The organism is Streptomyces sp. NPDC055078 (assembly GCF_053607985.1).
Window position 1 is genome coordinate 1 of the sequence record NZ_JBSGUP010000965.1, and the last position, 2,208, is coordinate 2,208.

The 2,208-nt window shown below is 73.6% G+C and carries 2 protein-coding genes; one reads left to right on the forward strand and one right to left on the reverse strand.

The window, feature by feature from the left end:
- On the reverse strand, nt 1-1,700 hold a 1,700-nt coding region (locus ACWF94_RS39170; RefSeq protein WP_453499858.1), incomplete at its 3' end, for a hypothetical protein.
- A gap of 116 nt (nt 1,701-1,816) precedes the next feature.
- Between ACWF94_RS39170 and ACWF94_RS39175 the strand changes: the two genes are divergently transcribed.
- Nucleotides 1,817-2,208, forward strand: a 392-nt coding sequence (locus ACWF94_RS39175) for a hypothetical protein (protein WP_453499860.1), incomplete at its 3' end; no start/stop codon positions are given.

A 2,208-nucleotide genomic window follows, 5' to 3' on the forward strand; every position in this document is an offset into this window, starting at 1 on the left:
CCCAGCCCGTACTCGCGGTCGGGGCGCAGGAGTTGTCGCGGGGCGATCTCCGGCAGCCGGGCGACGGCCTTCTCGTAGGCGGCGAGCGCCGTCCCGGCCTCGGCCGGGCCCGCCGCCATGGCGTACCTGCCGAGGTGCAGATACGCGATGACGCGCGTCCGCGGGGCGGTTGCCGCCCCCTCCAGCTCCTCGCAGCACCGGCGCATCTCCCGCAACACATCCGGCTTGTCCGGTTCGACGGGGTGCCGTGCCAGCGCCCGGACCAGCGCCAGCAGCGCCGTCGCGCGGGTCGTCGTGTCGGCCGCCGTGGCCGCGACACCGTCACGGGCGGCCCGTACGGCCTCCTCCAGCGCCGCGGGATCACCGGTGAACTCGAAGAGAGCGCGGGCGGCGACGCTGAGGTTGCTCAGCCGTCCACCGCGCTGCGCGTCCTCCCGGGGACCCGCCGTGACGGCCTCACGGGCCACCTGGACCGCTTCCCGGAGGGTCGCCGCGACAGCGCTCCGCGGCACCGGTTTCCCTCCGGCCGGTTCGTCCCCGGCGGAGGCGGCGGGCGTCCCCTGGGACAGGATGTGCAGCGCGTTGCCGAGGTCGCTCAGCCGGTCGGCCCGCTGGGAGGTGCCGGCCGGGCTCAGCTCCACGGCCGTGCGGGAGGCCGTCACCGCCTCCAGGATCGCGCGCCTGTCGCCGGTCCGTTTGAACAGCTCCTGGTCGACGGCGCTCAGATTGCCGAGGTACCGGGCGAGCCTGGCGTCGTCGGGCCCGGCCCGGTCGACCGCCTCCCGGCTGACCCGTACGGCCTCGTGGAGCGCGTCGAGTTCCCGGGTCTCCTCGAACAGCGTGCGCAGCGCGATCCCCAGGCCGCTCAGGCAGGACGAGCGGTCCGGATGCCCGTCCGGTGCCGCCGCGACCGCCTGCCGCCCGTACACGACCGACTCGCGCAGCGTCCCCGGTAACCGGTCCTGCTGGACGAACAGGGCGTGCAGCGAGTTGCACAGGCCGTTGAGGCAGAGCGCGCGGTGCTCGTGCCCGGACGGACACGCCTCGACCGCCCGCCGCCCGATGCCGACGGCCTCCGCCAGGCCCTCCGGGTCTCCCGTCAGCAGGGCGAGCGTGCGCAGGCCCGCGCCCAGGTCGCTGAGGAGGACCCCCGCGTCGGGATCGCCGGCCGGGACGGAGGCCGCCCTTTCCCGGTCCAGCGCGACCAGCTCCCGCAGCACGGCCGCGTCCTCAGTGCGCTGGAACAGCTCGTCGAGACAGATGACCAGGGCTTCGGCGAAGACGGGACGGTGGGCGGGATCGGCCGCGGCCTCCCTGGCGAGGGGGACCGTACGGGCGAGCAGTTCGGGCCGGCGGGGCCCTGTGACAAGCGCTGTCACGAGCTTCCGCAGGTTGTGACGGTGCAGGTGCCGCTGCGGATGCTCCTCGGAAAGGCTCTGTGCGATCAGCTCGTCGACCGCCACGAGCTGGTCGAGGGCGGCGGAGTCCGACGTCCACTCGTACTGGAGGACCAGCGCCGCACTCAGATTGCCGAGGCACGCCGGCCGGTCCGGGTGGTGGGGCGCCATGATGTCCAGTACGCGCTCGAACGCCTGGCGCGCGGCCCTCAGCCTTCTGACGCTGTGTCTCCGGTGCGCGCGGTGCAACAGCCACAGCGCGCGGCGCGCGAGCTGGTTGTGTCTGATGAACTGGTCGGCCACCCGATTCCCCTTCCCCGTACGGTACTTGCCTCCCCTCGCGCGCCACCTTGCGGGGAACCGGCGTTCGGTGCAGGCTGACGCGACGGTCCACCGGTGTTCCCTGATGAGAGGTGAGGATGACAGTCGACGCGTCGACATTCCCATGCCCGGCGTGCGGTCATCGGCGAAGGGCCGCGCGCTGCTGGAACTGCGATCTGGGCGACGGCGGTGAGCGCATCGGATTCCTCGATCTGGCGGCGGCGGTCGTGACCACCGCGGCACTCCAGCCCTTCGTGTCCGCCATCGCGACCAAGGCCGGCGACGAGGTCTGGCCCAAGATCGTCGGTCTGGTCCGCCCCGGGCGGCGCGAGGAGATCGCAGCGGGTCTCGCCGACACCCGGCTTCTTGAGATCGCCGCGCAGGACGGCCGGCTGGTCATCAGGATGCCCCAGCGGCTGCCGCCGCAGGCCGCCCGGGATCTGCGGGACGTGGTGGCAGCGCTGGAGGAGGCCGACGGGCGGTTCCGGAT